The organism is Brevibacillus sp. Leaf182, from assembly GCF_001423865.2.
Lineage (GTDB): Bacteria > Bacillota > Bacilli > Brevibacillales > Brevibacillaceae > Brevibacillus > Brevibacillus brevis_C.
The window spans coordinates 612,833-637,483 of sequence record NZ_LMPN02000015.1; the positions used below are offsets into that span (position 1 = coordinate 612,833).

The 24,651-nt window shown below is 44.8% G+C and carries 15 protein-coding genes and 1 pseudogene; 5 read left to right on the top strand and 11 right to left on the bottom strand.

Going from position 1 to position 24,651, the window contains the following annotated elements; genetic code table 11:
- The first annotated feature begins 241 nt into the window (after window positions 1-241).
- Complete coding sequence (locus tag ASG16_RS05660) at window positions 242-793, top strand: hypothetical protein (RefSeq protein WP_056488894.1); 552 nt, start codon at window positions 242-244, stop codon at window positions 791-793.
- Between the two features lie 38 nt (window positions 794-831).
- Here the strand turns inward: ASG16_RS05660 and ASG16_RS05665 are convergent, their stop codons facing one another.
- Window positions 832-1,278 (bottom strand): DMP19 family protein, encoded by a 447-nt coding sequence (locus tag ASG16_RS05665; RefSeq protein WP_056488892.1) that lies wholly within the window; start codon window positions 1,276-1,278, stop codon window positions 832-834.
- A 154-nt stretch (window positions 1,279-1,432) separates the two neighbouring features.
- Here ASG16_RS05665 and ASG16_RS05670 point away from each other — a divergent pair, with 154 nt between their 5' ends.
- Complete coding sequence (locus ASG16_RS05670; protein ID WP_056488890.1) at window positions 1,433-2,812, top strand: SMI1/KNR4 family protein; 1,380 nt, start codon at window positions 1,433-1,435, stop codon at window positions 2,810-2,812.
- A 72-nt stretch (window positions 2,813-2,884) separates the two neighbouring features.
- Here the strand turns inward: ASG16_RS05670 and cysI are convergent, their stop codons facing one another.
- The 4 genes from cysI to ASG16_RS05690 form a co-directional block, all read right to left on the bottom strand.
- Entirely contained in the window at window positions 2,885-4,606 is a 1,722-nt protein-coding gene (gene cysI, locus ASG16_RS05675) for an assimilatory sulfite reductase (NADPH) hemoprotein subunit (RefSeq protein WP_056488888.1), read from the bottom strand.
- 34 nt (window positions 4,607-4,640) lie between these two features.
- On the bottom strand, window positions 4,641-6,452 hold the full coding sequence (locus ASG16_RS05680) for an assimilatory sulfite reductase (NADPH) flavoprotein subunit (protein WP_056488887.1): 1,812 nt from the start codon (window positions 6,450-6,452) through the stop codon (window positions 4,641-4,643).
- Between the two features lie 152 nt (window positions 6,453-6,604).
- Window positions 6,605-9,730: a hybrid sensor histidine kinase/response regulator gene (locus ASG16_RS05685; protein ID WP_056488886.1), complete on the bottom strand. Its 3,126-nt coding sequence runs from the start codon at window positions 9,728-9,730 to the stop codon at window positions 6,605-6,607.
- 200 nt (window positions 9,731-9,930) lie between these two features.
- Window positions 9,931-10,788 carry a class I SAM-dependent methyltransferase gene (locus ASG16_RS05690; RefSeq protein WP_056488885.1) on the bottom strand — a complete coding sequence of 286 codons (858 nt, stop codon included), beginning with the start codon at window positions 10,786-10,788 and terminating at the stop codon, window positions 9,931-9,933.
- Window positions 10,789-11,155: 367 nt separating this feature from the next.
- Between ASG16_RS05690 and ASG16_RS05695 the strand changes: the two genes are divergently transcribed.
- Complete coding sequence (locus tag ASG16_RS05695; RefSeq protein WP_056488884.1) at window positions 11,156-12,088, top strand: YndJ family transporter; 933 nt, start codon at window positions 11,156-11,158, stop codon at window positions 12,086-12,088.
- A gap of 65 nt (window positions 12,089-12,153) precedes the next feature.
- On the opposite strand, the gene ASG16_RS05700 is transcribed toward ASG16_RS05695, so the two are convergent.
- The 5 genes from ASG16_RS05700 to ASG16_RS05720 all read right to left on the bottom strand — a co-directional run bounded on the left by ASG16_RS05700 (window position 12,154) and on the right by ASG16_RS05720 (window position 17,646).
- Entirely contained in the window at window positions 12,154-12,885 is a 732-nt protein-coding gene (locus ASG16_RS05700) for a hypothetical protein (protein ID WP_056488883.1), read from the bottom strand.
- Between the two features lie 157 nt (window positions 12,886-13,042).
- Entirely contained in the window at window positions 13,043-14,068 is a 1,026-nt protein-coding gene (locus ASG16_RS05705) for a leucine-rich repeat domain-containing protein (RefSeq protein WP_056488881.1), read from the bottom strand.
- Window positions 14,069-14,458: 390 nt separating this feature from the next.
- Window positions 14,459-15,028: a hypothetical protein gene (locus ASG16_RS05710; protein ID WP_056488879.1), complete on the bottom strand. Its 570-nt coding sequence runs from the start codon at window positions 15,026-15,028 to the stop codon at window positions 14,459-14,461.
- A 336-nt stretch (window positions 15,029-15,364) separates the two neighbouring features.
- The gene (locus ASG16_RS05715; RefSeq protein WP_056488878.1) at window positions 15,365-16,243 is read right to left on the bottom strand and encodes a site-specific integrase; all 879 of its coding nucleotides are present in this window, start codon (window positions 16,241-16,243) and stop codon (window positions 15,365-15,367) included.
- 389 nt (window positions 16,244-16,632) lie between these two features.
- A complete protein-coding gene (locus tag ASG16_RS05720) occupies window positions 16,633-17,646 on the bottom strand; it encodes a HEPN domain-containing protein (protein ID WP_056488876.1) in 1,014 nt (337 codons plus the stop codon).
- Between the two features lie 631 nt (window positions 17,647-18,277).
- On the opposite strand from ASG16_RS05720, the pseudogene ASG16_RS05725 reads away from it, so the two are divergent.
- Both ASG16_RS05725 and ASG16_RS05730 read left to right on the top strand, forming a co-directional pair.
- Window positions 18,278-18,516: pseudogene (locus ASG16_RS05725) on the top strand (hypothetical protein).
- 116 nt (window positions 18,517-18,632) lie between these two features.
- Window positions 18,633-19,007 (top strand): immunity protein PIM1 family protein, encoded by a 375-nt coding sequence (locus ASG16_RS05730; protein WP_056488874.1) that lies wholly within the window; start codon window positions 18,633-18,635, stop codon window positions 19,005-19,007.
- A gap of 98 nt (window positions 19,008-19,105) precedes the next feature.
- Here ASG16_RS05730 and ASG16_RS05735 read toward each other — a convergent pair whose 3' ends face one another.
- Window positions 19,106-24,475, bottom strand: a complete 5,370-nt coding sequence (locus tag ASG16_RS05735) for a DUF8202 domain-containing protein (protein WP_111914377.1) — start codon at window positions 24,473-24,475, stop codon at window positions 19,106-19,108.
- Between the last annotated feature and the right edge of the window lie 176 nt (window positions 24,476-24,651).

The window sequence follows — 24,651 nt, forward strand, 5'->3', positions numbered from 1 at the left end:
AGAAATTATTTATTGATTCAATTATCTATTATAATTAGAGGATTAATAACTATTTAATGTTGGTAAAAAAGGGAGGATTCCGCAAACAGTGCCTGAAAAACACGGAAAAACCAAGGCCTTACCTTCGTTTCTTACAGGGGTTTAGGATTTGGTTTGTTGTTACCAGTGAGGCGCTTACCCTATAAATTTCGCTGTACCAATGGAAAAATTAGTAAAATCCCATATCTAAGGAGAGCTGGAGATGAACTCTTTGACCCACCTGACCATCAACATTCCGTGGCAGCGTTTGACGACAGCCTATGGCAGAGGGACAGACATTCCGCGGCTTATACAGTCCAGGCAATATGAGGAATTGGCCAATCTAATCGAGCACCAAAGCACCTTGTGGCAGACGACGCCGTGGGTGCTGCTGATACTCTTGCAGGAGCTTGCCAAACAGAAACCAGAGCAGGTCTCTTCGCAGGAAATGGAGTTGTACTTGGCTGTCGCTTCCGCTATAAACGTGGACGAAATGAATTCACAAAATGCGGTTGAGACCATGAACGAGCTATTGGACGCAAAGTATTTATGGCCAGAGGACGAGGAAGACGATGAAGTATGGTGGGAAGAAGAGGAGCCGCGGGGCTATGAGCAGGAAGCCTTTTCCAGCTATTTTTCTTTCAGTTATTTGCTGCTAAAGGATGCCATTCCCGTTTTCACCGCGATTATGGAGGGGAACGATAAGCTCGCTCCCGCTATTCAAGAGCTGCTGCATATGCTCCAGGCAGATGGAGATAGTGCTGTTGTCGAATAAGTGTCGGAGTCTCTTTGATCGTACCCACCCACTTCTCCTTATGATGGGGTGGGTATTCCCAACTGCTGTACGTAATATTGATGTGCCACTTCAGCAATACGATCCTGGTCTTCCCAAAAGCTCTGATCAAGCTTATCTAGCCGTTCTGCCTCTTCCTCGGTAAGAAACTGTGGAATATCCCAGAGTTGGGTGAGGCGATTGTCTTCCGATAAATGCTCGATGCAGGCATAGCCGGACTGGATGATCTCGAGTGCATGGACTGCCCCAATGGCTTGTAAGGCCCGTACCGCGTAGATATATGCCTCTTCTCCCCAGTTGCAAAAAAACTGCAAAAACCCGCCGTTATATACATCCGCTTCCAACAGCCATAAGGCAGCAATCTCTTGTTCCTGTGGGGTCAGTGTGTTCCAGCCGGAAGCATTCTTTTTCTGCACAAAGGCTGCGGCAAAATCGAACCATACGTCATGGATATCCAACTTACTCAACTTGTACGCCCCCTCAATGTTTAACCCCTTCAAAATCATCAGTGCACAAACAATACGAAATACATTAATCTTATATGAATACATAATCGTTTGGTAGATGGTGGTAGCTTTGCGTCGCTGGCATCTACGAAAAAGAATCGTTTAGGAGGCTACAATGGACCAGGCACTTATCGAACAATTGAATCGGTGGCATGAAGAAGACGAACACCAGCTCATTGTGGACCTACTGCTAACCGTTCCCGAGGAGGAACGAGACTATGAGGCAGTCAGCCGACTGGGCAGAGCTTATAACAACTTGGGGCTTTATGATGAGGCGCTCGACCAATTGAAGAAAATTGCTGAAGCAGGTCAACAAGACCCAGTCTGGCATTTTCGGGTAGGTTTTGCTCACTATCATTTGAAAAGATATGAAGAGGCGGCACAGGCATTCCGTACTTCTGACAAGTTAGAAACCGGTAATCAGAATACCGAATCATGGCTAAGATGGAGTTTGCAAAAAGCGGAGAAACAGCAAAGACAAGAGCTTCGGATGGCTGCCAAAAGGGCAGCGGCTGTTGAGGGTTCAGCATCGGAGGAAGTCCCTTTTTCGAATATGTCATTGGAAGACTTTTGGGACGACAGCGAGTACGCGAAAAAGGCCTATCTTTCCGAGCCACCCACGGATGAACTGATCGCCTCGATCGAGGAAGAGCTGGGATACAAGCTCCCTGCCTCCTATCTTGCACTAATGAAGCAGCAGAATGGCGGCATTCCGAAAAACACATGCTTTCCAACAGAAGACCCTACCTCCTGGGCTGAGGATCATATTGCCATTACGGGCATTCTAGGCATTGGCCGAGAGAAAAGCTATTCGCTCTGTGGGGATCTCGGCAGTCAATTTATGATTGAAGACTGGGGGTATCCCGACATTGGAGTCGTCATCTGCGATTGTCCTTCTGCTGGACATGACGTTGTGATGCTGGATTACCGTGCTTGCGGGAGAGACGGCGAACCTGAAGTCATCCACGTCGATCAGGAAAGCGATTATGAAATTACTTTCCTGGCTGAAAATTTCGAGGCGTTTATCAGGGGCTTGGTGAGCGAAGAAGAATACGATACCTCCGAAGAGGACAAGGAAGCGGCTCTTTACAAAGTAGCCCACGGGAAGTTTTCTTCCTTGCTAGAGGAGCTATGCACGCCCGTATCAGAAGTGGAACAAATCGATCAGAAAATACGCAGCATTTGTACACGGATTGTAGAGGAAAAAGGCTATTTTTCTTTTCATGCGGATGTACTCTCGTATCTGATGTACGATGTGCAGTTTTGGCTATACACAAAGTCATATCCCGATACCACTCAAGAACAGTACCTAGCTGTCTATGAGAAAATGATCGCCTTTGGCGGAGAATTCGGGCAAGGCGGGTACGCCCCGGGATGGATTAGCGAATGGCTGGACCATCGCAAGAAGGAAGGTCGGATCATACAGGAAGATGGACACATCCGGTTTACAGAGCAGTTCGCAGCGGAAGTGATTCAACAACTGCGAGAAGCCTAAAAAGCATGGAAGCAACAAAGAGCCCACATTTTCGCGGGCTCTTCTTTTATTTCATTTGACTACTATGCCTCACTACTCATGAAAATCGAGTCCCGATCTGACTTCTTTCACATACCCTGCCCGAATGACGAAATCTCCGAAGTGTTCGCCCTCCTCACGTTCCTTCGCATACCGATTTAAGATTGGTCGCAGTTCATTCAGTATTTCTGCTTCCCCGATGTTTTCGCGATACAGCTTGTTCAATCGATTACCGGAGAAACCGCCGCCCAAATACATGTTGTATTTACCGACAGCCTTCCCAATAAAAGAGATTTCCGCCAGTGCAGGTCTTGCGCATCCATTTGGGCATCCTGTCATGCGAATCACGATCTCCTCATCGCGCAAACCCGCCTCATCCAAGATCAGCTCGATCTCATCCAACAGTGTAGGCAAATAACGCTCTGCCTCAGCCATCGCGAGTCCGCAAGTCGGCAACGAAACACAAGCCATGGAGTTCCTCCGCAGTGCAGAATAGGTCGCTCCATCGGTGAGCCCGTATGCTTGAATGATCTGTTCAATTTCCGGCTTCTTTTCGCTGGTGACATTTCCAATGAGGAGATTCTGATTCGGCGTCAGGCGGAAATCCCCTGTATGCACCTTGGCAATCTCCCGCAGACCGGACTTCAGCAGGTAGTTGTCCTCGTCTTTTACACGTCCATTCTGAATGAAAAGGGTAAAATGCCAGTTATCGTCACTCCCTTTCACCCAGCCGTAGCGGTCGCCATTATGCTCGAAGTGATAGGCGCGTGCCTGCTCCAGCTCCCATCCCAGTCGTTGCTCCAGTTCATGGATAAACCATTCGATACCGCGGTCGTCGATCGTATATTTGAACCGAGCATGCTTCCGAACCGCGCGATCTCCGTAGTCTCTCTGAATCATGACCGTTTTCTCAGCGACATCCAATACTTGCTCTGGTGTGACGAACCCGATCACCCGCGCCACCTGCGGATATGTTTTGGGGTCGCCGTGGGTCATTCCCATCCCGCCCCCGACCGCAACGTTGAAGCCCAGCAGTCGACCTTCCTCATGAATGGCGATAAAGCCCAAATCCTGAGAAAAAACGTCAACATCGTTGGCAGGCGGTACGGCGATGCCGATCTTAAACTTGCGCGGTAAATAGACAGGCCCATAGATCGGTTCTTGCTCTACCCCATCCCGACTGTCGACAACCTTTTCTTCATCCAGCCAGATTTCATGATAGGCGCGGGTCCGAGGGTCGAGATGATTGCTTATTTTTTTGGCCCATTCGTAAACCTCTTGATGAACTTCCGACTCGTACGGATTCGGATTGCACATGACGTTGCGGTTGACGTCCCCACAAGCAGCCAGTGTACTTAACAAGGCTTCGTTTACCTCTTGAATCACTTGCTTCATATTCCACTTAATCACACCATGCAGTTGGAAAGACTGACGAGTTGTCAGGCGAATCGTTCCATTGGCAAACTGCTGGGCGATATCGTCCATCATGAGCCATTGCTCTGGTGTGACAACGCCGCCAGCGGCACGCACACGCACCATGAATTGATAGGCTGGCTCCAGCTTCTGTTTGCTCCGTTCATTGCGAAGATCCCGGTCATCCTGCATGTAGCTGCCATGAAATTTCATCAAGCGGTTATCATCCTCAGGGATGGACCCAGAAATCCTGTCTTCCAGCGTTTCCGTCAGACTTCCCCGCAAGTAATCGCTTTTGCGTTTAATGTCCTCTACATCACTGTGAGGAGCACTGTTTGGCGAAAGCAAATGATTTTCTGACATGGTTTCGATCTCCCCTCTCATTCTTTCTCAACACTCAGTAGACATCTCGCTGATATCGTTTTTCCTGCTGCATCCGTTTCAAATACGCAACCGCTTCCTCTGAATCAAGTCCACCCTCTTGTTGGAGAATGGTGACCAGGGCTGCGTGAACATCATGCGCCATCTTCTTCTCGTCTCCGCATACGTATACGTGAGCCCCAGCCTGTAGCCATTGGTACAACTCCTTGCTCTTCTCAAGCATCCGGTGCTGAACATATACTTTTTCGCTTGTATCTCGAGAGAACGCGACATCCATATGCGTCAGTACACCCTGTTTGAGCCAACGCTGCCATTCGAGCTGATACAGAAAGTCCGTGGAGAAATGCTGATCGCCAAAGAAAAGCCATGTCTTGCCGGTCGCCCCAAGCTCCTCCCGTTCTCCCAGGAAGGCGCGGAATGGAGCGACGCCCGTGCCGGGACCAATCATGATCAACGGAATGTCCGGGTTAGCCGGGAGCTTAAAGTTGGGGTTATGCTGCACAAATACTGGCAGGGTATCACCCGTTTCCAAACGATCCGCGATATAGTTCGAACAAACGCCGTACCGCTCACGCCCATGAGCCTGATAGTGAACATTGCGAATTGTCAGATGAACTTCGTCCGGGTAGGACTTCAAACTGCTTGAGATCGAATAGAGACGCGGCGGCAGCTTTCTAAGGATGGAGACAAATTCTTTGGCAGGTACACCCTTCAAATCGTAGTCCTCTACCAGGTCCAGCAAATCCCGATTCCGGACATAATCACGAAGCTCTTGCTCCCGTCCTTCCGTAAGCAATTCCTGCAACCCGTTTCCTGATGATAGCTTTACTGCTTGTTCCAAGAGAGGCTTGGTGAGAACCGTGATTTCAAAATGACTGGACAAGGCCTCTTCCAACGTGCGCTCTTCCCCGTTTTTATGAATGGGAACGAGCTCTTCCGGCTTCCAGCCCATCGCGTCAATCAGCTCACGGACAAGGTCAGGATGATTTTTAGGGTAGACCCCCAAACAGTCACCCGGTTCATACTCGAGATTGGAACCCTCAAGGGAGATTTCCAGGTGGCGGGTTTCTTTATCTGCTCCCCGTCCGTTCAGATTCAAGTTCTCCAAGACCACAGCCTGAAACGGATTCGACCGTGAATATTCGGTCTGTGTCCCAGTCCCGATCACTGCGCTTGCAGCAGCAACCTGGGTTACCGACGTTTCACTGAGAGAGGCCAAGACCTGATTCATCCATTCAGAGGCTTGCTCCTCGTAATCCACATCGCAATCGACTCGAGGAGTAAGACGCTTGCCACCGAGCTCTTCTAACCGCTTATCGAACTCTTTGCCAGTTTGGCAGAACAATTCATAGGAGGTATCGCCCAATGCCAGCACGGAAAAACGCAGGCCCACCAATTGCGGCGCTCTTTTGCTGTGCAGGAATTCATGGAAAGAAAGGGCATTGTCCGGTGGTTCACCATCCCCGTGTGTGCTTACCACAACAAGCAGGTTTTCAACCTTTTTCAACGCATTCGTCTTGAAGTCGCTCATGGAGGAAAGCGTTACGTGGAAACCGTGCTCCTGAAGCTTTCCGGTCAAAACCTTCGCCAACTTTTGGCTGTTCCCGGATTGAGATCCGAAAAGCACTGTCACCTCTTTGGAAATGACTGGACCATTCGCAGTTGAAGCGGCTTGAAACCCAGCGGCCATCGGTGCTTCCACTTTGTGAAGAGCTGCAAGAAACCCGCTCAGCCAAACCTTTTGCACCTCCGAAAGCGTAGGCAGCAACCGATTTAGGAGCTCTACTTGTTCCTGACTGAAAGGACTGTCTGTTACCTTAAGTACCAACGATATACACCTCACACGAGAAAAAATTAATTCCGAGTAATCTTATATGATTATTCACTTTAAGCTACCACAGTGAGTAGAACCCGAGCAATTGGAATTCGTTATTGTCATCATAAGTTTTACTAATCATTGGAAAACAACAAACCCCGGTCCTAAGATAAGGAACCGGGGTGTTTTTCACTCAATTTCTTGCTATTCAACTTGTTACGTACATGAAAAGTTATCTTTGTCCCTGTACCTAGCGTACTTTCGATATGCAGACCTGTTCCGAAGTGCCGTTTTAATCGCTGATCTGTATTAATCAATCCTACTCCTGAACTGCTATCAGCTTTTCTTTCTAAAAGTCGTTGTACTTGATCTTTGTCCATTCCGACCCCATCATCTTCAACGGTTATTTCAGCATGCGTTTTCTGGACGGAAATCCGAATCTTAATTTCTCCCCCACGAATACGGTTCATCACACCATGTATGATCGCATTTTCTACGAGAGGCTGGATCGTGAGAAAGGGAATCTTTATATCCTCACAGTCATCTATCTCCCAAACAACTTGTAGCCTTTCTTCAAACCGAACCTTTTCAATATATAGGTAAGAGCGCACCAGACTTAGCTCCGTTTCGATCGGAACAAGCCCGTCCATATCTTCAAATTTGAATTTATTCCTCAAAAAATTGCTGAACTCATACAGTAAATCACGCATCTTGTCCAAATTGATGTCACTTAAAGCCGTTACAGCGCTCAACGCATTAAATAAAAAATGAGGCTGGATTTGCGCTTGCAGCCATGCAGCTTCTAATCGCAGTTGCTCCCGGACGGATTGTTTAATCGTAGTTAGCGCCTTAATCCGTGATTTAATTTCCATTCCTTCCACTGGTTTGGTCACGTAATCGTTTGCTCCCGCTAAAAAACCACTTTGAATATCATTTGGTTGGCTTCTTGCGGTAAGAAGCAAAACAGGGAGTTCCGTGAATGTAAATCGCTCACGAATCATTCGTGTTAGCTCATATCCGGACATCTGCGGCATCATAATATCGGAGATGACGAGATCCCATTCCTTTGTATCCAGTAGGGCCAACGCCTCTTTTCCACTCGTCACCATTGTTACATCATATTCGTCTGGAGGTAGTATGGCTTCCAGCACCTGAAGGTTAACTGGGTCATCATCCACAATTAATAGGCGCGGATGATCGCGATTCACTTCTAATAAAGTTGTTAGTTTCGTAGCTGAATGAATCTCCACTTTTTCCTGAATCGGCATAGGTTGTACGACTATCGGTTCGAATGAGCGAGAAACAGCCACCTCTTCCTCCGCTTCCATCTGTGCCAGCTTTAACGAAAAGGTAAATGTTGAGCCCTCCCCTAAAACAGAGGATACATCCAACGTCCCTCCATGAAGCTCAACCAGTTGCTTGCTTATTCGTAGACCTAACCCAAAGCCACCTTCAATCATGGTCTCACTCGTGCTGGCTTGCTCATAAGGACGGAATAGGCGCTTTTGCATGTCTTCATCCATTCCAATCCCTGTATCATGAATCACAATAAAAGCTCTTCCGTCCTTGGCAAAAGATTGAATCGAAATAATCCCTTCACTCGTATATTTCACAGCATTGTGAAGTAAGTTGAAAACGATTTGAATTACCCGATTCTCATCCGCGTGTACGGGAGGAAAATCTTCAGGGATTTGATTTACGATTTTTACAGGCTTTACTTCTGTGTTAAATTGCAGCATATCAAGTACCCCGGTCACGATGGGCTGAATCCATATGACTTTTTTCTGTAGGCGCGGGTTGCCTTCCTGTAAACTCATTACATCGATCAAATCATTTAATATCAATGTCAGCCGTCGCCCTACAGATAAAACCGTTTCAAGCTCTTTGATACTCCTTTCCTGCAACAAATGTCGTTCCCTGTTTAAAACGGATTGTGACATGTTCAGAATGCTATGTAGCGGATTTTTAAATTCATGTGAAGTGTTGGCCAGAAATTGATCCTTATGGTCATTCATTCTTTGCAAGGTTGCAGCGATTTCTTTTGTGTTGGCATGCATGATGAAATAGCCCTTAAACCATACAGTGGCTAAGCAACCCATCGAAATAATCAGATCAAACGGATAGTAGACAAGACTCAACCCACTCTCCCGCCAAATTAACGACCAAATAAAATGGTGAAGCAACGCAAGAAAAGAAAAAAGCAGTAAAAGATTGCTCATGATGTCTTTGATCAATTTTTTAAAGATGGAAATCAACGTGATCACTGCAGCAATACCGCCCAATCCAAAATAAACGGGAAAGAGCATCGTCACCTGATCAGGGTCTAAAAACAACGTAATGCCAGCAGTCCCAAAATTCATCACCCTGTATACAGGATACATCCTGCTCCAAAAAGGGAGTTCGCGATGATTCATACACTCCAACAAAGCGTAGGCGCCAATAACGAGAGCAATATTCGCTAACCGAAAATCCCAATCAATGCCGATATAAAATAATTGGTGGAACAACTTCTCATCGTTGCTTAACACGCTAGTAAGCGCTATGCATAATGTCAGCAAAGAAAAATACAGCAGATTCTTTTTCTTATCTCCTAGTAAAAATAAAATAAACGCATAAGCAGAATGTATAAGAAATATCATGGCTGCCAAAAGCTGCGTAGAAACGGAGACTTTTATTTCCTTTGCAATGGCTTCTTCTGAACCAAATTTAATGGATCGAACAATGCCGCTGCTTCGACCATCCACATAATTTGCCGCCTGAATGACGATATCGATTACGCCATTTTCGTCCGCCGTAAAGGTTGAAGAATAAGGCAGATTCTTCGCAATATATTCATCCTCCGATTCCCCCACCCGCCCCGATTTCGCAAGCAAACGGCCGTTTACGTATAATTCCGATGCCGTGCGCACGCTGGGTACACGAATACTATAATTCAGGTCCTTTTCCGGATTTACATACAGACGCAAGCGATAAGAACCAAATCCATAGGGAGTTGACTTGTCTGCATGCAAAGCTTCATTCCATCTTCCCGGAACCTGAATAAGCGCTGGCTCCTTCTCTTCTATTCCTTGTTGCCGTCTGCCATCCATCAACCATTGAGAGGGATAAAACTCCCACTCTCCATCGAGCAAGAGAGTGTCGCCATCTTCTGCATTCCAATCACGCAAATCGAATTGCCCATTTTTAATATCCGCTTGTTGATCACGAAACGATTCCATCCACAAAATGCGTGCACCGGACAAGATGATTACTACTAAGCCTAGTAATAGTAGGACATGGCCCTTTTTCATTTGACTCTCCTAGTCATTTTCTTCTTAGACATCCAAATAGAATCTGTCCATAATTTACCACATAGAATAGGGCAGAGAAATACAGTTGTCATGAAAAAAGCTACGGTTATCTGAGGAATACCGTAGCTTATCAAATGGAGTTCTATGAAGTTTTTCTATTTAATAGAGACCTGTTCCGGTTCATAAGCCCCGTCTCGACTCTATGTAGTGGCTATCAGGAACTCTTCTCCGCTTGGCAGCGAAAGACCATCGGTGCGTCCGGTGAAGTAGCGCTGGTTAAGTTCTGCCGAGGATACATGCTGGACTTCTCGGAAACCAGCCTCGCGGGCCAGTGCCAACATCTCCGGCGGTGTGAAGAAGCTGATAAAAGGCGTGCCGCTTGCTCGTGCTCCCTTTTCCGCCTCTTCAACCTCAGGACGCTCCTTGGTTTCTGTGAAGTTAAAGGGGAGCAGGAACGTCATAGCCAGCGTGGAGCCTGGAGCAAGCGTCGCTGCTTGGCGCAACGTAGCCACAATCGCATCCTTGGTGAGGTACTGGGTGACGCCAGTGGATGCTACCACAGCCGGTCGTCTGGCGTCAAAGCCAGCGGTCTTTAGTTGCTCCCACCAAGATCCGCCTGCCTCGAAGTCAACGGGTACGAATCGCAGCCACTCGGGGATGTCAAAGCCCAGCTCGCTCAAGCGTTGCTTCTTCCAGCCCTGTGTGCCTGGCTGGTCGACCTCGAAGACCCGCATTCGAGAAGCGATCTCTGGTCTGCGCTGAGCAAAGGTGTCGAGGCCAGCGCCGAGGATAACGTACTGGGTGACGCCTTGCCCGAGCTGTTCGGTGACCAAATCTTCAATAAAGCGAGCACGAGCCACAATAGATGCTCGAAATCCGCTGGTGCTCTTGGGGTCCATGTCAGGGCGTTGGCGCCATCCGTCTTCCGGGTCCGCCAGTCGCAGACCGATCTCGTCTTCTAACACATGCGGCGGTGAATCGACCTGTAAGTGCAAGGCCCGCCACAACGCGACCCGCAACGCCGTGTGGTCTGGCTCCGTCATTTGCTTATCATGCATGGCTGCTCTCTCTCCTATCGATTCGTTTGATTTTAATATGCTCCGATTTAATAGGACAATCCTGACAAGTAGCCATTCAATACTTCCAGACCACTCTCCTCCAATGACTTGCCGCCACCTAGTCTCAGCTTCATGAACTTATCGGCAAAAAGATTTAAAAAGGAGTACGCCGCAGCATGCTCCTTTTGTTGATTTGCATATGATTTTACTCACTACTTCCCCGGCACATGCCTTGTAGAAGGACGGGTACAAAAATAACGGCTGAAACGAAGTTATCTCGTGAACAGAATAGCCCTCACAAAATGTGTTACACTACTATAAGCAACCACTTATATGAACATCTCGAACAACTTCCTGGGGGCATACGATGAAACCATTGATATCGGCGATTCCCGGTGGGATCATAACCATCCTTATCTTTTATCTGGATTACTTTCCATTTAATCTTGTCGAAAAATTCCTCATGTTTGCAGCTTTCGTCATTGTACCTCTAGTGATTTTACTTTTGCGCTATGACGAAAAGAATAAACAGCAACGGGTTCTTTATGCTGCTATAAAGCTGCTTCAATTTCCCGCAGCGTTTCTCGCCTTAGCCTCTGTAATGGGCAGCAAAACATGGGGACTGGGAAGCACAGCCATACCAGGGACCCTCTCGCTCGGGTGGCTACTGTTCACATTCTTGCTCTGCCTCTATGGCCTGACCGTTATTGTGAATCGCAAGGGAAGGACAGAGGAAATCGCGATTGGCGCGGGGCTCGTTTACTTTTTTATCGGGGGCATTTGGTTCACTCTCTATCAGTATCAATTTGACCTCTTCCAGGCTAAACCCGCGACGCATGCCCTGAGTTCAGTACACTTTCATTTTTCATCAGCAATTGTTCCGATTTTTATCGGTCTATTGGGACGGATCATGACGAAGAAAAGCTGGTATCCTTGGGTCGTTGCCATTGATATTATCGGCCCCATTCTGATTGCTATCGGGATTATTTTCTCGAAGCCGATTGAGTACATTGGCGTTACCTTGTTCGCCTGTAATATTGCGATTTACACTACTTATCTGCTTGCTTACTTAAGGAGAGGCTCATTGCAGAATAAGCCGAGCTTCTTTTTAGTCCTTTCCTGCATGGGCTTTTACACCATTGTCGTCGTTTCCATTTGCTATCCGATATTGAAAAGCATGTTTTCTTTAACCATACACGATTTCATTCCGATTTACGGATCGCTGCATGCGTTTGGATTTGTTTTGTGTGGGCTGATTGGATGGGTGTATATGATAGATTCTCTTAAGGAAAAACGCTAGCTTGCGAGTTTACAACAAAGAGCAACATGAGTGATTACCACTACGTGTTGCTCTTTGTTTCTGAATTACACTTCGCATCCTTTTGATAGAAGCCATTGTTTCATAACAGCAAATGTTTGTTCAGCATCTTCTTCGTACATGACGGCAACCTCTTGCCTGTTGGCATAATTAAACCTTACATAGCCGCCTAGCTGCTGGTAAAACAGCTTGCAAAGATATTCGTTCTCAAGCACCAAATCAGGGAGAAAGGCTTCTTGGCACATGCCAGCCAGCTCCGGCAACGATATTCCATCCTGCACCGGGGGCAAGCGCAAAAAGAGGTGACTCCGCGTCTCCGACCACGGCTCATAATAAACCGCTCCCTCTTGGTCACTTCCGTATACTTGGCGATAGATTTCGTCCAGCACTCTAGCATACATCTCTTCGTCTTCCTGCTCCTGCCCTTGTAGCGATAGCGCCTTCAATCGCTCAGCATGCCTCGGCAGCCAAAGCAGTTGAGCGGTCTGTAGATGCACGGCCAGAAAATCACCGTCCACCGTAGTGCCTATCGCGACACACTGACCGATCTGCTGCTGCGTAATCGGGCTGTCTGCGTCATGCTCCCATAAATCGTACTCGGCAAAAGGCTGAAGCACCTCCGTATCAGGCAAATTGACATTCATCCATCCTCTGTAAGTCCCCTCACCGAATTGCTGTAAAAATCGGAAGTATCCCGGTGGAAAAAAAGCAGCTTCCTCCTTCGATAGCGCTTGGTTTTGGCCATCGGACAACCGCTTTGGCTGCGATACTATGTACATGAATGCCTCCTCCTGTATCCTACAAATCGAGACTTCCTCATCTGCGCTTCGTCCATCAACCGTTCCAAAAACTCCGCAAAAGACGAAGCATACGTGTCATACATGGGCTTCACCCTCTCTCCTCACACTCGATTCATTCCGGGAGCAAGCAGCCTTTTCAGGAGCCGCTCCATTGTTGATAACCCAACTTTACTAACGATTCTTGTATTTCTTGGTCTACTTTTGTTTTGGTAGTCACAAATTCCACTGTAGATAAAGCACTTGGAAGTTTTTGATGGATAAAGGTATCAAAATCGATGGCGGTTTTTAAAATGCGGAGCTTGCGCAGCGAAGGCAATTGCTCCATTCCCGTCAAACGAGCCAAGCCTTTACAATTCCAAATGGATAGCTCCTCCAACGCCTTCATCTCCCGATCAAAGCTGACTTCACGCAGTTGAATTTGATCTTCAATCACAAGACGCGTTAGTGCTCGGAAGTTCGCAATATTGGACAAGTCATGAAAACCGCGGACTCTGGAAATCTCCAGGTCGTCGATTTCATTCTCCTCAATTTCCTGAATATGCTCTCGCCTTCCAAGCAAAATGCGAAGGTGCTTCAGCTTTTTCAGTCGGTTAACAAAATGTAACGGTAATTTGCTGATCGAATGCAGCGCGAGATAATTCAAATCCTTTAGATCGCCTACCGCATCCAGGTCTTTCACCTTACCCCCGACATGCAATTGTTCCAGATGAGAGAACTCTTTCAAATATTGCAGGTTGAGAATTTTTTTCTCAGAGAGAATCGATAAATCTCTGAGAGAGCGCAGCGTATCTATTCCCAAAATGTCCGAATTCTCCAACTCGTATATACCCAGGTGTAAACTATGCAAATGTTTCAGCGTGGCCAATACTTCCGTGTTATGCGCATGGGCAAGACTATTGAGATGCAGCATCTTGACATGGGGAATCCGCAGGAGAGTACGCCCATCGAACGAGAGAGAATAGTGCCCGTAGAAACGCACTCCGAAGTTTTCATCCAAACGCGCGCATAGCTCATCGACTTCCTCCAAAATGGAGCCATAAAACTCCGGGTGAGAGAACTGGACGATCACTTGGTTGCCTTCGCGTAAGTCCTGCTCGATCTGAACCCGGTCCAACGCAACAGGATTATTGATCAGAATCTTTCTCATCCATATTTTTCGCACGCGTACATCCTCCTATGGCAAGCCCTTCGGTGATCAAACAAAGTAATGATCCTCAAACGAAATAACACCGTCCGTAAATGAAAATTGGTTGGCTTGGAACCTCTTTAACATTTCAATGAAAAACTCCTCAAATGAGTCTGCAATCACCTCTTGATAACCCATACCAGAGTGATATTTAAAAATTTGTCCTGATATGCCGTTCATACTAAGAGGTTTATTTCTTCCGCTGTAGCAGGGGGATTAACTGTAGAAAAAATCGGGTGTGACATCGTTTGGATATGTTGTAAGATGTTGTCCCAGACGTCCTTAGCCATTTCTGGTTCACCACCACTTTTCATCATCTTTATTGAAAACAAGGAGGCGTGCCTATACAGCTCAGCTCATGTAGCTTCAAAATTCATATTTCTCGAACCGTTCTCTGAGAGATTCTTCGTGTGGTATCCACTCTGCATCACTCCATAAAGACATTCTTACGAGTTCCGACAGCTTATCAACGGCTTGATAAGGACTGGTCATGCTGATGAAGTCGTCAAAATCCTCGTTACGGATATCTAACGCTTCTCGCAGGTAGTCATCATGAAGACGATCTTCTTTGAGTCCATATTCATCCCTTGTCCACTGTTCACAAAAGATTCTTTCGGCTTGAATGGCTCCATTCCCGAAAACCGACAACTCGAATATTTCCTCATTCATATATCCGACCGTCATCACTGGTTCCTTGGTAAGCTGGGACAATGTTTTGCCGATTTTCTTCACTGTGCCCCATACAAAATAATCGTGGAGCACGCTAATCCAGTTCTCGTTGCTTTTGCTTACGTACATGTCCACTTTGATCGCTTGAGCCTTATCTTCTGACTGGCCTAGTACTTCGGGGTGCGCTTCGGTTAGCTCTCTTAATGTTGCGATAGTCTTTTCAAGATTTTTTGACTTGATATGCAAATTTGCGAATGATCTTCCCACGAGTTGGCCTCCTCAAATCGCTTCTCATGCATGGTTGTTATTTCCATTATAGTATGGGTCTTTCCTGGGCCTACCTACTTTTTGCCTGAATTTTTGAAATGATCTTTGGGCAGGAGAGAGATAAATTCGACCGTTTAGTATTACTTCTTGTCTTGTCCCTTCACTTCGCTTCCTAAATTAAATAAGGGTGTCCCTCAGTCATTTCAAGACTTTTGGGACACCCTCTTTCGAATTATTCGACAATCCCAAACGTAACGAGTTCAGGGACCGCATTTCCCACCTCGCTGAAATCCTTCTACGAACCTAGGGTATCAGCACAAAGTATGAATTGCTGCGTTAAGTAACGCTATCGACATCCTTAAACAATCTCTCAATTGTTTCCAATTGTTTCTTTACTATTTCCTGATCGTCATTCTTAACATGCTTTGCAATTGTTGAAATCGACTCCAATGTTAACTGGCTTACTGTTAGTATATCATTATTCTGAATTAATACTTCTCTGATAAAGGTATTGGAGTAACTTGTCGGGGTGTATGGTTTACCAGTAATTTTTTTACTCAATGAACTTACCTTCTCGCTAACATAATTCTCGTCATGTTTAAATACCTTTTGATAGGGATTGATAATAGCTAGCGACTCAAAGTATTCACTTACAATTTTCACAAGTTCTTGGTTCAATGGAACACATCGCGTTCTTTCTCCAATTTCAAAGAATAATGAAGTATATAAGTTGCCCCGGCTAAAGTTATAATGCGTAAGATTGGCAATATACTTTCGACTCAATCCAGTAAATAGGAACAATGCTAGCAGAAATCTATCTTCAAGCTCACCCGTACCAAATATAAATTTCTTGATTATTTTAACGTCTTGATCGGCAATGTAACGTTTGGGCTTGAGTTCTATGATTGGTTTATTGACACCTTTCATAACATCAACTGGCAACCTATCAGTTAAATAGGCAAACTTAAAGAATCCTGAAAATGCATTATAATAATTAAGTTTTTCTGCGCTCGAGAACTCTAATTCATCTAAAAAGGTATTAATATCGTAGAAATTTATAGTATTAAGTGGTCGAAATAAATTATGCTCTTTTGACATGTATTCATCAAAAAACTTAAATAATCTTGATTGATAGAATACCTTTGAGTCATCATTTGGAATTGTCTCCAAGTAGTTGAATATAATTGGTTGAACTTCATTGAGATACTTATACATACTTTTCCTCCTTTACGCCAATTTCACATAGCGTCTTGTTCATGAAGTTCGTAAATTGGTATTGAAAATAAGTCAGTCATATGGCGGATTGATTGTGGAGACTCCAAATTACACCCCAGATTTATTAAGCTATTTCCCCAGTCCCTAACAATCCTGACTCTTTCCTAAGATCATCCTAGGAAAGTTATCTTTTCGAGCTACTGCCCTCTAACCAAAACCCCTTAATTTCCCCAAATATCGGCTATTATGGTCTGAAACCTCTCGTTATACAAATCTCTACGAACGACTTACTTCACCGACCCTAAGAGGTTATCGTCAAGCTTTGTCGGCTTACCAAAGAACCATACCATGCGACGCTACTAATATACATTTTGTTAATTTTCCCATAATTAATTTTTCACTAATGTATACTTAAACTTAAGCTCATCCATATTTTGCTTAGATAATTGTTGTAGTGTCGCAATTAATACTGATTTAGCCATAAAGATAACATCAGTGGATTCTTTTTCAAATTTCTCGAAATCGTCACTTGCATCAAAGTGATGGTATTTACCAGGGAAATTCAAACCTCCATGTATAAACTTTGATCTATAATCGTACATACTTTTGAATAATTTCTTATACTCACTCTGGGCACCTAGAAAAACTTGGGATTTCTCCAGTAATTGTTCTTTAATTCCGTTATTACTCGAACAATAAAGTGCTTCTAAGGCTATCATTGTAAAAAATAAATCCATTCCTTGATTAGATTGGCCACTAGAACCAAATAGATATGTTAGTGCTGAAAGTGCCCTCTCAACTGGTGTGCCACCCACCCCATCTAGAAAACCATTTTTTTTTGTAACCCAATTCCAAACAGTGTTGATTTCTAAGTTTTCAAGAACTGGCCATTTTGTATTTTTTGTAAATAAAAGCACTTCATAGAAATCGCTAATCATCATCTCTGTTCTATCATATAGTTGATCCTCTATGAAAATCAGCCCTTGATCAACCTGAACATACCCAACCCGGGCAATATTTATACTAATTATGAAGTCATAAATGCGTTTAATAAAATAGTCAACTGAAACTTTACTCCATAAATGAATGGAAGGGACATTCCACTCATCGATTTCCTCAATCGGTTTATCAATAATCTGCAAATCAGTATATGCTGAGATAAAAATTCTTTTTCGAACAGAGGATGTATGCAACAAACTTGTTCTCCTATCATTTTCATTCAGCATCTTAAACTTTACTTTAACTTCATTTGTCTCCAATTGCTCAGCATCCAATGGAAATAAAAAAGTTGTAGATACAAGTTCATCAATAACTTGATTAATGATTTCATCGAACTCCTTGTCAAATGGAATTGACAAAAAAATTGGTAGTATAACTTCAACTTTTTGATTTATAGATATCATAAAAGTTATCATCCACCCCCATGGCTTTTAAAATGCTTACAGTAGTCTCACCTAACGTTTTATTAAAGAAGTCCGTAACATAATTCACATTCGTAAGTACTTTCGAGTTCTTACTTCTCCTTATAGTACCATGTAATATAGAAAATATTATCGTACTCGATCATACGATCACCTAAAAATTCCTATATAGGGTGGAAATAACCACTAATATATCTTCTTTAATCTCTCTTTCAAGGCTGAAGCTAATAGAAGTGGAGTTCAATGAAAAGGTGAAACTTTAGTCTTTTGTCTAGCCCATTCCACCAAACAGTGGTGGGGCTTCAACACAATTGATCATAGAAACTTTCCGTAACTTATGATAGAGTTCAGGATCGTTTTGGGCTTCGGTAACGAAAAGTGCCTCAACAATTGGCGGCTAAAAATACAAAGCTTGAAGTCGAAATTTTAAAAGAAAGAATACAAAAAAAGCTGTCGTGTTTTCCATCACTTGTGCACGGTATGTTGAACTACTGGGGGATGCGAAGCGAGGTAATTTCCGCCGTTATCACACGGAAACCTTATCAGGTTACATTTTATGGCGGATACTGTATATATTCATAGCCAATATGAAAGACAGTATAGGAGGATCTGCATGCATAAAGTGATCAAAATCAGATATACGCTCTTTTACGGTGAACTGCCTGAAGCAAACAGTTACGGGTACATGGAGTTAAATCAGGATGGCAATATGATCGCGTCTACACATAGATACGTTGAGAAATTGGCATGTATGGCGGACATGAATTTGTTAGGATACGGACACTTGGCCAATTTGATGACGAAGACCGATATAATTTTTATTCCCTGTTAGAAAGTGATGGTGTAGGTTAATCTACACGATAGGCTGTCGATTCCGGTGCTAGGCACTGTTTGCAAAAACTGAGGCACATCCCATTGTCCTTCAAAGTAATTCCCATTAGTATATTATGGAGGGGGGTAGGGTTTCGTTGAAAACAGCGAGTGAGATACTTTCGATAATCAGTCATGACCGTTTTTTAGAGAATGTCTTCAATAAAGATGTTGATTGGGACGCTGAATTAGACGCTAGGGATACTGTTGAATTTGATACGGCATGGAGTTCTAGTTACAAAAAAGTTGATAAAATTGCGCCCTCTGAAAATACCGTGATCAGAGAAATTAGGGAATTTGTGTTCAAGCAAACTTTTCGAATAACCCAGAATTCAGAGCTGGCAGGGTATGCGTCGGACGACTTGGGTCTGATTTCCAAGGCGTTTGAAAACAAGATCAATATGGAATTTATCAATAACCTGTGGGATTCCTACCTGCAAGGGAATTTCCCGAATTACAGTATATGTGAATGAATCTTCATACATAGGGGTCATGAACGTAGTCGAAAAAGACCGGAGAAGCATATAAAATATGCACTCCGGTCTTCTTTGATTAGGAAAGAGAGTTCCCTTTACTTTTTGGTTGCTGCTTCAATATCTTTGTACGCCCAATGGGTTGGAGGTACATCCGGCCAGCTTTGTCCTATTACTGAACTTAACTGCGAATGGTTCAGCAAACGATTGATGATAGTGACCGTTTCTGCTCGAGTCAATGTATTTTGGGGATGGAATGTACCATCTGGATAACCGGACATGTAGCCTTCTTTACTTACTGCCGCGATAATCTGAGTTGCCCAGTGATCTGCTGGTACATCGTAGAAGTTGTTCGGCATGCTGTCTCCATTTAACCCCAGATGTTTGTATACAATGGTCGCCATTTCCGCGCGCGTGATTCCGCCTCCCGGATTGAACGTGCCATTCGAATAACCATTCATCAGCCCTGCTGCATTCGCTCTTTTAATCGCATCTGCCGCCCAATGTTGGTCGGCTACGTCCATAAACATTCCACTTGCGGATGTAGTCTTAACCATTCCTGTGTTTACCAGGATCATGGCCATTTCTGCACGGGTCACTTGGCGATTTGGATCGAAGTTTCCGGTTGGGTAGCCGTTCATGTAGCCTGTTTGGTCGTTTTCTTCTTTCACAGGCTCACTTGGCTTCGGTTCTACATTACCGGAGTTGCCTCCAGTAAAGAACGGGTTTTGAACTTGATTAGTGCCGTCCCGGTCTTTTTTCCGTTCTTTTTCCCGGTCTCTGTCTCGTTTATCGACAGATTCTAAACCTCTTCTTGCTTTTTTAAGCTCAGCAAGTGCTTCGTCTACCTCGTCCTGGGTTGCATCAGGATCTTCCAGTACGTCATTTGCTCGCTTCAATGCTTTTTCGAGTTTTCTCCAACTGGAAGATGTATAGTCATCTTCATCCAAGTCTTCATCGTCGATTTCATCTACTCTTGCTTGCAGCTTTGATTTGTCGACTGTAGGTGTTGGCGTTGGCTCGTCTGGTTTTTTCAAACCTTCTCTGGCCTTTTTCAATGCCGAATACGCTTTATCTACTTCTTCTTGGGTTGCATTTGGATCAGCCAGTATTGCATCCGCTTTTCTCAAAGCTTTTTGCAGCTCTTCCCAGCTCTCGCTTGTGTAGTCTTCACCCTCAAGATTCTCGGATTGGATTTCGTCCGCTTTTGCTTGCAGTTTTGATTTGTCGACAGTAGGTGTAGGCGTTGGTACGCTTGGTTTTTTCAAACCTTTTCTGGCCTTTGTCAATGCCGAGAGCGCTTCGTCTACTTCATCTTGGGTTGCATTTGGGTCAGCCAGAACCGCATCCGCTTTTTGCAATGCCTTTTGCAGTTCTTCCCAGCTCTCGCTTGTGTAATCGTCTGCCTTCAGATTCTCGGATTTAATTTCGTCCGCTTTTGCTTGCAGCTTCGATTTGTCGACTGTAGGCGTAGGCTCGCTTTGTTTTTTCAAACCTTCTCTGGCCTTTGTTAATACCGAGAGCGCTTCGTCTACTTCTTCTTGGGTTGCATTTGGATCAACCAGAACCGCTTCCGCTTTTTGCAATGCCTTTTGAAGTTCTTCCCAGCTTTCGGTTGTGTAATCGTCTGCCTTCAGATTCTCGGATTTAATTTCGTCCGCCTTTGCTTGCAGCTTCGACTTGTCGACTGTAGGCGTTGGCACGCCTGGTTTTTTCAGACCTTCTCTGGCTTTTGTTAATACCGAGAGCGCTTCGTCTACTTCTTGTTGGGTTGCGTTTGGATCAACCAGAACCGCATCCGCTTTTTGCAATGCCTTTTGCAGTTCTTCCCAGCTTTCCGGTGTGTAATCTTCTGCCTTCAGGTTTTCGTTCTTAATTTGCTCCTCTTTGGCTTGCAGCTTCGATTTGTCGACTGTAGGCGTAGGCACACCTGGGTTTTTCAAACCTTCTCTGGCTTTTGTCAATGCCAAGAGCGCTTCGTCTACTTCTTGTTGGGTTGCGTTTGGATCAGCCAGAACCGCATCCGCTTTTTGCAATGCCTTTTGCAGTTCTTCCCAGCTTTCCGGTGTGTAATCTTCTGCCTTCAGGTTTTCGTTCTTAATTTGCTCCTCTTTGGCTTGCAGCTTCGATTTATCAACGACAGGTTGGGTTGGTGTTGTATCTACAGTAATAGACTTTGTCGCTTTAGCTGTCTTGCCGTCCACTGTCGTCGCTGTTACCTCAACGGTGTATTCACCATTTTTTAAATCTTGGGTTGGTGTAAACGTCCAGTTGCCTTCTGCATCAACTGTTACTGCTGGAGTATCTACTACATTGCCATCTTTGTCTTTAATCTCAACGGTCACCTTAGATCCCGCTGTTGACGTTCCTTTGAACTCTGGTTTCGTTACAGTGACTCGATCGGTACTTGGTTCAGTAATCGTAAGTGTCGCCCCAGAATCTACATTTTTGTTAAATGGATCTACTGGAGCACCGTTTGTACCTTTTAAGTTCCCCAAGCCATCATAGGAAATGTTTACTGCTTTATTGGAAACATCCGTACCTGCTGGCAAGGTGATCACTAGCTTTGTAGCATCGTTTTCGTCAACTTTGAAAGTTAGACCACCGTTTTCTACAGGTGTACCATCAACTGTAATGGTAAATCCAGTTAAATCGGTTAACTCTACTCCGCGATCAAACGTCACCGTTATTTTATTGCTATCCGCTACTGTTTCCTCAATTGTAGCAGATGTTGGTACGGGGACAATTGTGGCAATCGTAAAATAATTGCCATTAGCAAATTCAGCACTATTCAGTGTTACTTTGCCATCTGTTAGTGGATGGAATGCATCGTTCTGATCGAATTGCTCATCTCCACTAACAACCAGATACAAAGGCCATTCAGAAGCACCTGCTACTTTATCTACTTGCAGCGTAATGTCTGTATCTTGCCAATTCGTTTTCTCTACTTTATAGGTGCGTCCAACACGTTTTAGACTTTCTGTATCTTTTGTTACTGGAGTCACGAATGTAACGTCTCCACCATTATCGCTAAAAACAAAGAATGATTTATCTTCTGCAATCGTCGAGGTATTCTGGGCATTCGTCTCTTGGATCGCATTTCCTATTGCAAGCGTGACATTGGCACCGTCAACCTGAGATTTCGATTGCTTTTGATACAAAGCACCTACTTCATCACGACCGATCCCTGTGATGCGGTTGCCGTAGCCAGTGTTGTTGCTAGCTGCCCACATCGTTGAGCCATCGCTAGCGACATAATCAATCGGAGCATTATTTTCATCTTTCAATGTCAATCCGTATTTTAAAGCAAGGTAACTGTTGACTTTGTTTCGGTCTTCATCAGTCAATTTACGGTTATAAAGAATCGTTTCAGACATCTTCCCGTAAAAGCGACTGTTATGACCTGCACCAAAATAATAAGGTTTACTTCCGCTTGTTATCGGAGATGCAAAGTTGGGAGTATTGCTATTTGTCGTCTGTAATACTTTCCCATTTAGCGAAAGCGCCCAATCATTTGGTGCACTCCAGATGTTTAACATCGCTCCATTTTTTAATTGGTAATCACCGACGTCTACGCTCAAGCTACCTTCGTCTCTACCGAAATATGAACTTATGGATTTTCCATTATTAGCTCCATAAACAACTGCAGCTGTATGTTTTCCTCCAAACTCCCATGGGAAACCGATATATTTGTCACTTGCTTGGACAGAGAATGTTTCCCTAGCCGTAGTAGCATTATTATTAAAATCCATGGAAGAACGAGTATAATACCCTTTATTTGAGTCAATTTGGATTCCGCTGTTAAAATTCAGAGCATTAGGCACATTGTCATTGGTACTAGCACCGCTAGGCATCCATGCTCCGCGATCTGCCAAGTCTGTTAATTGGTCGATTTGGTTTCCCGAAAGCACAGCACTGCGTTCTACATCAACCCAAGAGAGTAAGCCTTCACTCACCCCGCCTGGCCCTTGCGTAGGTACGCCTGGTTTTTTCAAATCTTCTCTGGCCTTTGTCAATGCCAAGAGCGCTTCGTCTACTTCTTGTTGGGTTGCATTTGGGTCAGCCAGAACGGCTTCCGCTTTTTGCAATGCGTTTTGCAGTTCTCCCCAGCTTTCGCTTGTGTAGTCGTCTGCCTTCAGGCTCTCGGTTTTGATTTCGTCCGCTTTTGCTTGCAGCTTCGATTTATCGACGACAGGTTCGGTTGGTGTTGTATCTACGGTAATAGACTTTGTTGCTTTGGCTGACTTGCCCTCGTCTGTCGTAGCTGTTACCTCAACTGTGTATTCACCGTCTATCAAATCTTGGGTTGGTGTAAAGGTCCAGTTGCCTTCTGTATCAACTGTTACCGTTGGAGTATCTACTACATTGCCATCTTTGTCTTTAATCTCAACGGTCACCTTAGATCCCGCTGTTGACGTTCCTTTGAACTCTGGTTTCCCAGTGGACACCTTGTCACCGGACGGTTGTTCAAACGTTACTGTCGGTGGTGCTTTCCACAACAAAGCATTACTTGCACCGTAAACTGCAAAAAGAGGACTGTCGTCAGCAATCAGATTCTCCAGCCCCGCTAGATCCCCTGCCTCGGCTTGTCCAAACTTGCTCTCAGCAGTCATACGATTTTGCGCGGTAATACCCGCTTTTCCGGTAAACGCACCGCTTAGCGTAAGAAGCGTACTGCCTTGTAGATTAACGTTTCGTGCTTTTGGTTGGCCCGAAACTACTATTGTATTCCCTGTAATAGTTGCATCGCCGGAAAGAGCGAATTTCCCCGCCTGGAGATCGACTCCTCCGCCACTATTGTTAGTGATTTGGCCTCCGGTCATATTGAATGTACCAGCACCAAGATAGACCGCACCTGTACTATTATTCTTATTGCCTGTAATTACTCCACCAGTCATTTGTAAGACCGCTGTACTTTGACCGAGATAGATTGCGCTTCCCGGAAAGTTTGAATAACTATTCCGTAAAACAGTGCCTTCTTCTATGATCAGTTTTGCATCATAGACGTTAATGATTCTACCTTGGGCCATTTTCCCCCCTTGGTAGCTGCCGTCAATGATAATATTTTTTAATGTAAGCTGGCCCAGACTAAGATCTAAAAGTGTGCCATCTCCAGCCGGGTCACGCTGAATCATAGCAGTCTCCGCGACTCCAGGAGCTGTGGTGATCGTAACAACCTTGTTCTTATCGTATTTTTTTGTAGTGCTGGCCAATAAGTTGATATTGTCCAGAACGTATATAGTCCCAACGCTACCAATCTTTTGATAGGCTGTATACAATGTAGCAAAAGGAAAATCTCGGGTTCCATCACCTGTGGTGTCATCGCCACTGTTAGAGACGTAATAGGTCTCTTCTTCAGCAGCATAGCTGACGGGTATTCCTAAGCTTGCCCCCATGCCGGTGAAGACAAGAGAAAAAATCAGGAAAACCATCCCTATTTTCCGTAGATTAATACCGTTGCTCAGCATGCAGATCCATTCCTTTCTGAGATTTGATTTGTGTTACGCTTCCGATGCTCTCAATATGAACCGACCTTCTCCCCTCACTTTCACTTATTCATCTGCTATGTCATATGTCAGGGGTACACAGCATCGGACTCTTCAATAGAATAAGTAAAGAACTCAAACTTGATATATTCTTCCAA

Coding starts and splice junctions, on each gene's coding strand:
- ASG16_RS05660 (WP_056488894.1), top strand. CDS start 242: ATGAACTCTTTGACCCACCTGACCATCAACATTCCGTGGCAGCGTTTG.
- ASG16_RS05685 (WP_056488886.1), bottom strand. CDS start 9,730: ATGAAAAAGGGCCATGTCCTACTATTACTAGGCTTAGTAGTAATCATC.
- ASG16_RS05670 (WP_056488890.1), top strand. CDS start 1,433: ATGGACCAGGCACTTATCGAACAATTGAATCGGTGGCATGAAGAAGAC.
- ASG16_RS05720 (WP_056488876.1), bottom strand. CDS start 17,646: ATGATATCTATAAATCAAAAAGTTGAAGTTATACTACCAATTTTTTTG.
- cysI (WP_056488888.1), bottom strand. CDS start 4,606: ATGTCAGAAAATCATTTGCTTTCGCCAAACAGTGCTCCTCACAGTGAT.
- ASG16_RS05715 (WP_056488878.1), bottom strand. CDS start 16,243: ATGTATAAGTATCTCAATGAAGTTCAACCAATTATATTCAACTACTTG.
- ASG16_RS05695 (WP_056488884.1), top strand. CDS start 11,156: ATGAAACCATTGATATCGGCGATTCCCGGTGGGATCATAACCATCCTT.
- ASG16_RS05700 (WP_056488883.1), bottom strand. CDS start 12,885: ATGTACATAGTATCGCAGCCAAAGCGGTTGTCCGATGGCCAAAACCAA.
- ASG16_RS05735 (WP_111914377.1), bottom strand. CDS start 24,475: ATGCTGAGCAACGGTATTAATCTACGGAAAATAGGGATGGTTTTCCTG.
- ASG16_RS05690 (WP_056488885.1), bottom strand. CDS start 10,788: ATGCATGATAAGCAAATGACGGAGCCAGACCACACGGCGTTGCGGGTC.